Here is a 6259-nt window from a genome sequence, read left to right as displayed (position 1 = left end):
GCGTGGCGCCGGTCCGGGGCGGGCGCCCTCGCACCGTACGGCCGGGCCGCGGCCGGCCCCGGACTCCCGGGCGACGCCGTGAGCGCCGACCGCCGGGACCCGCGCGAGGAACAGGTCCGCCGGATGCTGGACGGCCCGCATCCGGCCCTGCCGCCGGACCTGGCCGCGCGGGCCGTCCGGCGCGGCGGGCGCCGACTGCGGCTGCGCCGGGCGGTACTGCGGACCACGGGCTGGCTGTTGGCCGCGGCGCTCGCGGCGTTCCTGGTCTGGGCCGAGGTCGAGCAGCCGTGGGCGACCGAGCCCGCACAGGTCACTCCGCCGTTGGAGGGCTGGTGAGCCGTTGGGGTCCGCCCCCTGCGGGCCTACGCTGGAGAGGTCGGTCGTCGTACGAGCCGAGGAGGCCGTGATGACGAGGAAGATCGCGGACTGCCGCAAGTATCCGAGCGAGATGAACTGCACCCTCACCATCGCCGGTGAGGAGGACGAGGTCGTCCGGGCCGCGAGCGAGCACGCCGCGTCGGTCCATGGGCATGAGGACGGTCCCGAACTGCGTGAGCAGGTCAGGGGCATGCTGGAGGACGAGAAGGTGAGCGTCTGAACGTGAGGGGCGCCCTCCGGTTCGGGCGGGCGCCCCTGGTGTTCTGTGTTCCGTGCTCCGGTCTCCGGTCTCCGGTCTCCGGGATCAGCCCAGTGCCTGGGTGAGGTCGGCGAGCAGGTCGTCGCCGTTCTCGATGCCGACGGAGAGCCGGACCAGGTCGGCCGGGACCTCCAGCGGGGAGCCCGCGGCGGAGGCGTGCGTCATCCGGCCCGGGTGCTCCAGGAGGGACTCCACACCGCCGAGGGACTCGCCGAGCGTGAAGAGCTTCGCCCGGTTGCAGACCTCGACCGCCGCCTCCTCGCCGCCCGCGACGCGGAAGGACACCATGCCGCCGAACGCCTTCATCTGCTTGGCGGCGACCTCGTGGCCGGGGTGCTCGGGCAGGCCCGGGTAGAGGACCTGGGAGACCTTGGGGTGCCGGGTCAGCAGATCGGCGACCTTGGTGGCGTTCTCGGTGTGCCGGTCCATGCGGACGGCGAGGGTCTTGATGCCGCGCAGCACGAGCCAGGCGTCGAACGGGCCGGCGACCGCGCCCATGGCGTTCTGGTGGTACGCCAGTTCCTCGGCGAGCTCCGGGTCGCCGACGACGAGCGCGCCGCCGACGACGTCGGAGTGGCCGCCCATGTACTTCGTGGTGGAGTGCACGACGACGTCCGCGCCGAGCGCGAGGGGCTGCTGGAGGTAGGGGGAGGCGAAGGTGTTGTCGACGACGAGGCGGGCCCCGGCCTGCCGCGCGACCTGCGCCACGGCGGCGATGTCGGTGATGCCGAGCAGCGGGTTGGACGGGGTCTCCACCCAGACCGCCTTGGTGCGCGGGGTGAGCGCGGCCCGTACGGCGGCCACGTCCGAGGTGTCGGCCACGGAGAACTCCACGCCCCACCGCGAGGCGACCTTCGCGAACAGCCGGAACGTGCCGCCGTAGGCGTCGTTCGGGATGACCACGTGGTCGCCGGGGGTCAGCAGCGTACGCAGGAGGCAGTCCTCGGCGGCGAGGCCGGAGGCGAAGGCGAGGCCGCGGCGGCCGCCTTCGAGGGCCGCGAGGTTCTCCTCCAGCGCGGTGCGGGTCGGGTTGGCGCTGCGGCTGTACTCGTAGCCGCCGCGCAGTCCGCCCACGCCGTCCTGCTTGTACGTGGAGACCTGGTAGATCGGCGGAACCACCGCGCCGGTGAGGGGGTCGGCGGTGTTTCCCGCGTGGATGGCGCGGGTTTCGAAGCTGTACTGGTCGCTCATGAGGCCCGAGCGTAGTTCGTGGAGAGGGCCCGTACCGGCCACTTGCCGCTCCGGGGACAATGGGGTCATGGAGATCTTGTTGTTCCTGCTCGCGATGTGCCTGTTCGCGGCGGTTGTCGGCCCCTGGGTCATCCGCCGCCGGGGCGGTATCCGTCAGGTCGCCCCCGGTTCGCCGGACGCCGCCGACCCGGACACGTACGGCTTCGCCCGCCAGGAGGAGCTGGACGTCCGGATGCCCGGCCCCGACCAGGACCTCCTCGACGTGCTCGACGTCGTCCAGGGCACCCAGGACTGGCGGGCGGCCGCCCAGCTGCTCGCCGGGACGCCGAAGGAGGGCGAGGTGCGCTGGCAGCGGATCCAGGCCTTCGCGGGCGCGGCCTCGCTGGAGCTGGCGCAGCGGCCCGGGGCGGGCGGCGCGTGGCTGCGGACCTGGCGCGCGGAGTCCCCGAAGGACGCGGGCGGCGCGGCGGTGCACGCGGAGTTCCTGGTGCAGCAGGCGTGGCGGTCCTCGGCGGCGGGGAGCGACGACTTCCGGATCATCCTGGAGGAGGCCCGTACGGTCTGCGGCGAAGCGGCCCTGCTCGCACCGGGCGACCCCGTCCCGTACATCGTGGAGCTGGCGGTGGCCCGGGGGCTCGGCTACACCCCCGAGCAGTTCGACCAGCTCTGGGCGAAGATCATTGACCGGGCTCCGGCCCATCTGGGCGCGCACATCGCGGCGCTGCACTTCCACTGCGAGAAGTGGCACGGCTCGCGCAAGGACGCCGAGGCCTTCGCCACGGCCGCCGCCGCCCGCGCCCCGCGGGGCTCGCTGCTCGCGGCGCTCCCGCTGTTCGCGGTGTACGAGCACCTGCCGGAGGTCAACCTCGTGCAGGGCTTCTACCGGAGCCAGGTGGTCACCAAGGCGGTCGAGGGCGCGATGTTCGCGGTGCACGCGGCGCGGCCGGACGATCCGATGCTGGCCCATGTCCGCCATCTCCTGGTGCTCTTCCTGGTCCACATGGAGCGCTGGTCGGAGGCGATGCACCAGCTGATCCGGATCGACGGCCACGTGGGCGCGTTGCCGTGGACGGCGGACGCGGACCCGGCCGCGCAGTACACGGTCTACCGGGCGCTGGCGGTCGCGGGGTACGAGGCGAACGGCGGGAGCCCGGCGACTCTGCCGCACTGACCACTCTTCCGCGCGGTGGTTCCGTACGCGGATCCCGTACGCGGATCCCGTACGGGGTCACGGCCTGGCGGACGCGGGGGCCGGGGCCCGGCCGACCGCCGTGGTCACCAGCGCACCGGCCACGAGCGCCGCGCCCGTCCCCATGACCGCCGTGACGCCGACGCGGTCCGCCACCAGCCCGCCGGCCAGCGCCCCGAGCGCGATGGCTCCGTTGAACACCGCGACGAACAGCGAGGAGGCGGCCTCGCGGGCATCGGGGGCGGCGAGCAGCACCCAGGTCTGCGTGCCCACCGAGACACCGCCGTAGCCGAGGCCCCAGACCACCATCAGGACGGCCGCGAGGGCGGGGGAACCGCCCAGCCACGGCAGAGCGGCCACGGTGAGCGCCAGGACCGCGGCGATCACCAGCAGCGTCGTGCGCGGCGAGCGGGCGGCACCGGCCCCGGCGAGGAAGTTACCGGCCACGCCGGCGATTCCGTACACCAGGAGCAGGGTGCCGATCGTGCCCGCGCCGACGCCGGTGACGTCCTCCAGGACCGGCCTGATGTAGGTGTACGCGGCGAAGTGCCCGGTGACCAGGAAGCCGACGACGAGGAGACCGGTACGCAGCCGGGGGTCGCGGGTCAGCCGCAGCACCCCACCGAGCGGAACGGTGCGCTCGGCGGGCAGCCGGGGCAGCAGGAGTGCCGCCGCGACCAGCACGAGGGCCCCGAACCCGGCAGCCGCCAGGAACGCGGCGCGCCAGCCCGCGACGGCGCCGAGGTACGTTCCGGCCGGGACGCCCAGGACGGACGCCACGGCGACACCGCTGAAGACCAGGGAGGTGGCGGCGCCGGCGGACTTCGCCGGGACCAGGCGCACCGCGAGCCCGGCCGCGACCGCCCAGACGCCGCCCATGCCGATGCCGACCAGGACGCGGGCGGCGACCATGGTCCCGAAGTCCGGCGCCCAGGCCGCGCCGAGGTTGCCTGCGACCAGCACCCCGACCAGCACGCACAGGGCCGTACGCCGGTCGGCGCGGCCGAGCAGGGGGACGAGGGCCGGGGCCGAGAGCGCCGCGACGAGGCCGGTGACGGTCAGCGTCAGACCGGCCACGCCCTCCGGGACGCCGAGCGAGCGGCCCATCGGCGTGAGCAGCCCGACGGGCAGCATCTCGGACGTGACCACCGTGAACGTGCCGAGCGCGAGGGCCGCCACACCCGGCCAGCCGTGGGGCACGGGTGCGGGCCGGACGGAAGGGGAGGTCGAGGATTCCTGAGCCGGTGTCATGTCTCCAGCCAACCGGGGGCGGAGGACGGGAACAACGGCCGAACTCTCGTCCTTCTATGAGCTGAGCTCATGGATCCGGGGACGGAGACGGTGGGCGATCGCGACGAAGGGGACGGGCGGCGGAGGGAACACGTGAGCAATCCGGAGATCCGGGAGCTGGAGGCCTTCCTCGCGCTGGCCGAAGAGCTCCACTTCGGCCGTGCCGGAGAGCGCCTCTACCTCTCGCAGAGCCGGATCAGCCAGCTGCTGCGGGCCCTGGAGAACCGGATCGGCGGCCGGCTGGTCGACCGCACGAGCCGTCGGGTCCGGCTCACCCCGCTCGGCGAACAGCTCCATGCGGGGCTGCGTCCCGCCTTCGACGCGATCGTCGCGACGGTCGAGGAGGCGCGGGAGGTGGCGCGGGGTGTCGGCGGCGTGTTCCGCGTCGGTTTCCAGGGGACGGCGAACGACCCGTTCATGCGGGCGGTCGTGGCTTTCCGGGACGGGCATCCCGACTGCACCGCCGAGATCGTGGAGATCCCGCTCTCCGACCCGTTCGGCGCGGTGCACCGCGGGGAGGTGGACGCGGCGGTGGTCCTGATGCCGGTCCTGGACGACGCGCTGGTGCTCGGCCCGGTCTTCTCCGCCCGGCCGCTGGCCCTCGCCGTCTCCGAACGGCACCCGTACGCGCGCCGCCCCGTGGACGCCGATGAGCTGGCGGGCTGCCCGCTCATCGGCGTCCACGGGGCGGCCCCGGAATACTGGCGGCTGGCCCAGGCCCCGGTCGTCACGCCCGGCGGCCGTGCGATCCCGGCGGGGCCCGCGGTGAGCAGCCTGCAGGAGGGGTTGGCCCTGGTGCGGGCGGGCCGGGGCGCGATGCTGCTGTGCGACCCGACGGCGGACTACTACGGCAGCCACGCGGTGGCCTTCGTCCCGGTGACCGGCCTCCCCGACTCGTCCCTCGCGCTGGTGTGGCACCGGAACCACGAGACGGCCCGGACGCGGGGCTTCGCGCGGGCGCTGGCGGCGGTGACGGCGGCGGAGGCGGGGTGAGCGGGCAGGTCCCCGTGCTTCCCGCACCTCCACACCCCACGCCTCCACACCCCCCACGCCCCGGAATCCCGGCGGCCGCTCCCTTGTTGTAGCTACCGAACACCGACCCCCGGAGGAGCCCCCGCATGTTCCTGAACCACCGCACCCCCGAGCTCCCCACCCCGGAGCAGGCCCTGCGCGGCCGCCCCGTCCCCGAGTTCACCGTTCCCTCCCGCCACACGGTCCTCGGCAACCCCCTGGTGGGCCCGTATCCGGAGGGCCTGGAGGTGGCGGACTTCGCGCTGGGCTGTTTCTGGGGCGCTGAGCGGAAGTTCTGGCAGACCGAGGGCGTCTGGACGACGCTCGTCGGCTACCAGGGCGGCTACACGGAGAACCCCTCGTACGAGGAGGCCTGCTCGGGCCTGACCGGGCACACGGAGGCGGTACGCGTGGTCTTCGACCCGGCCGTCGTCCCGTACACGGATTTGCTGAAGCTCTTCTGGGAGTCGCACAACCCGACGCAGGGCTTCCGCCAGGGCAACGACGTGGGCACCCAGTACCGCTCCGCGATCTACACCCACTCCCCCGCCCAGGCAGCGGCCGCCGACGCCTCCCGTGAGGCGTACCAGAAGGTCCTGACGGCGTCGGGCCACAAGGAGATCACCACGGAGATCCTCCCGGCCGAGGGCCGCCCGTTCTGGCCGGCGGAGGCGTACCACCAGCAGTACCTGGACAAGAACCCGGGCGGCTACTGCGGCATCGGTGGCACGGGCGTCTCCTGCCCGATCGGCGTGGCCCCGGTCGAGGGCTGATCCCGGGCCCCTACGCGTCCCCCTGGCCGAGCATCGCCGGAAGCAGCCGCCGCAGCAGCGTGACGAACAGGGCGTCCCGGTCGGCCGGGGGCGGTGCGCCCGCCGTGGTGAGGGCGGCGAGCAGGTGGGGGTGGCGGCCCTCGGCGGCGACGGCGGCCAGGTGGGCCG

General features: G+C 74.1%; 7 protein-coding genes and 1 pseudogene. 5 read left to right on the top strand and 3 right to left on the bottom strand.

What is annotated here, in order from left to right:
* Positions 1-78: 78 nt before the first annotated feature.
* Positions 79-336: a hypothetical protein gene (locus tag CR470_RS34815; protein WP_097871443.1), complete on the top strand. Its 258-nt coding sequence runs from the start codon at positions 79-81 to the stop codon at positions 334-336.
* A gap of 70 nt (positions 337-406) precedes the next feature.
* Entirely contained in the window at positions 407-598 is a 192-nt protein-coding gene (locus tag CR470_RS34810) for a DUF1059 domain-containing protein (protein WP_069752587.1), read from the top strand.
* 84 nt (positions 599-682) lie between these two features.
* Here CR470_RS34810 and CR470_RS34805 read toward each other — a convergent pair whose 3' ends face one another.
* Entirely contained in the window at positions 683-1828 is a 1146-nt protein-coding gene (locus tag CR470_RS34805) for a cystathionine gamma-synthase (protein WP_097871439.1), read from the bottom strand.
* A gap of 67 nt (positions 1829-1895) precedes the next feature.
* Here CR470_RS34805 and CR470_RS34800 point away from each other — a divergent pair, with 67 nt between their 5' ends.
* On the top strand, positions 1896-2999 hold the full coding sequence (locus CR470_RS34800) for a hypothetical protein (protein WP_097871437.1): 1104 nt from the start codon (positions 1896-1898) through the stop codon (positions 2997-2999).
* A 57-nt stretch (positions 3000-3056) separates the two neighbouring features.
* Here CR470_RS34800 and CR470_RS34795 read toward each other — a convergent pair whose 3' ends face one another.
* On the bottom strand, positions 3057-4268 hold the full coding sequence (locus CR470_RS34795) for an MFS transporter (protein WP_097871435.1): 1212 nt from the start codon (positions 4266-4268) through the stop codon (positions 3057-3059).
* 132 nt (positions 4269-4400) lie between these two features.
* On the opposite strand from CR470_RS34795, the gene CR470_RS34790 reads away from it, so the two are divergent.
* On the top strand, positions 4401-5300 hold the full coding sequence (locus tag CR470_RS34790; protein WP_097871441.1) for a LysR family transcriptional regulator: 900 nt from the start codon (positions 4401-4403) through the stop codon (positions 5298-5300).
* 125 nt (positions 5301-5425) lie between these two features.
* On the top strand, positions 5426-6091 hold the full coding sequence (msrA, locus tag CR470_RS34785; protein WP_097871433.1) for a peptide-methionine (S)-S-oxide reductase MsrA: 666 nt from the start codon (positions 5426-5428) through the stop codon (positions 6089-6091).
* A 10-nt stretch (positions 6092-6101) separates the two neighbouring features.
* On the opposite strand, the pseudogene CR470_RS40905 reads toward msrA, so the two are convergent.
* Positions 6102-6259 (bottom strand): annotated as a pseudogene (locus tag CR470_RS40905) (TetR/AcrR family transcriptional regulator); the annotation flags it as partial.

This window comes from Streptomyces sp. rh34 (assembly GCF_002551245.1).
Taxonomy (GTDB): Bacteria; Actinomycetota; Actinomycetes; order Streptomycetales; family Streptomycetaceae; genus Streptomyces.
Note: the sequence above shows the minus strand (reverse complement) of the source record. Positions and strands in the feature narration are given on the sequence as shown.

Bases quoted from the DNA above. Each gene is read 5' to 3' on its own strand.
- CR470_RS34810 (WP_069752587.1), top strand. From the start codon at position 407: ATGACGAGGAAGATCGCGGACTGCCGCAAGTATCCGAGCGAGATGAAC.
- CR470_RS34805 (WP_097871439.1), bottom strand. From the start codon at position 1,828: ATGAGCGACCAGTACAGCTTCGAAACCCGCGCCATCCACGCGGGAAAC.
- CR470_RS34800 (WP_097871437.1), top strand. From the start codon at position 1,896: ATGGAGATCTTGTTGTTCCTGCTCGCGATGTGCCTGTTCGCGGCGGTT.
- CR470_RS34795 (WP_097871435.1), bottom strand. From the start codon at position 4,268: ATGACACCGGCTCAGGAATCCTCGACCTCCCCTTCCGTCCGGCCCGCA.
- msrA (WP_097871433.1), top strand. From the start codon at position 5,426: ATGTTCCTGAACCACCGCACCCCCGAGCTCCCCACCCCGGAGCAGGCC.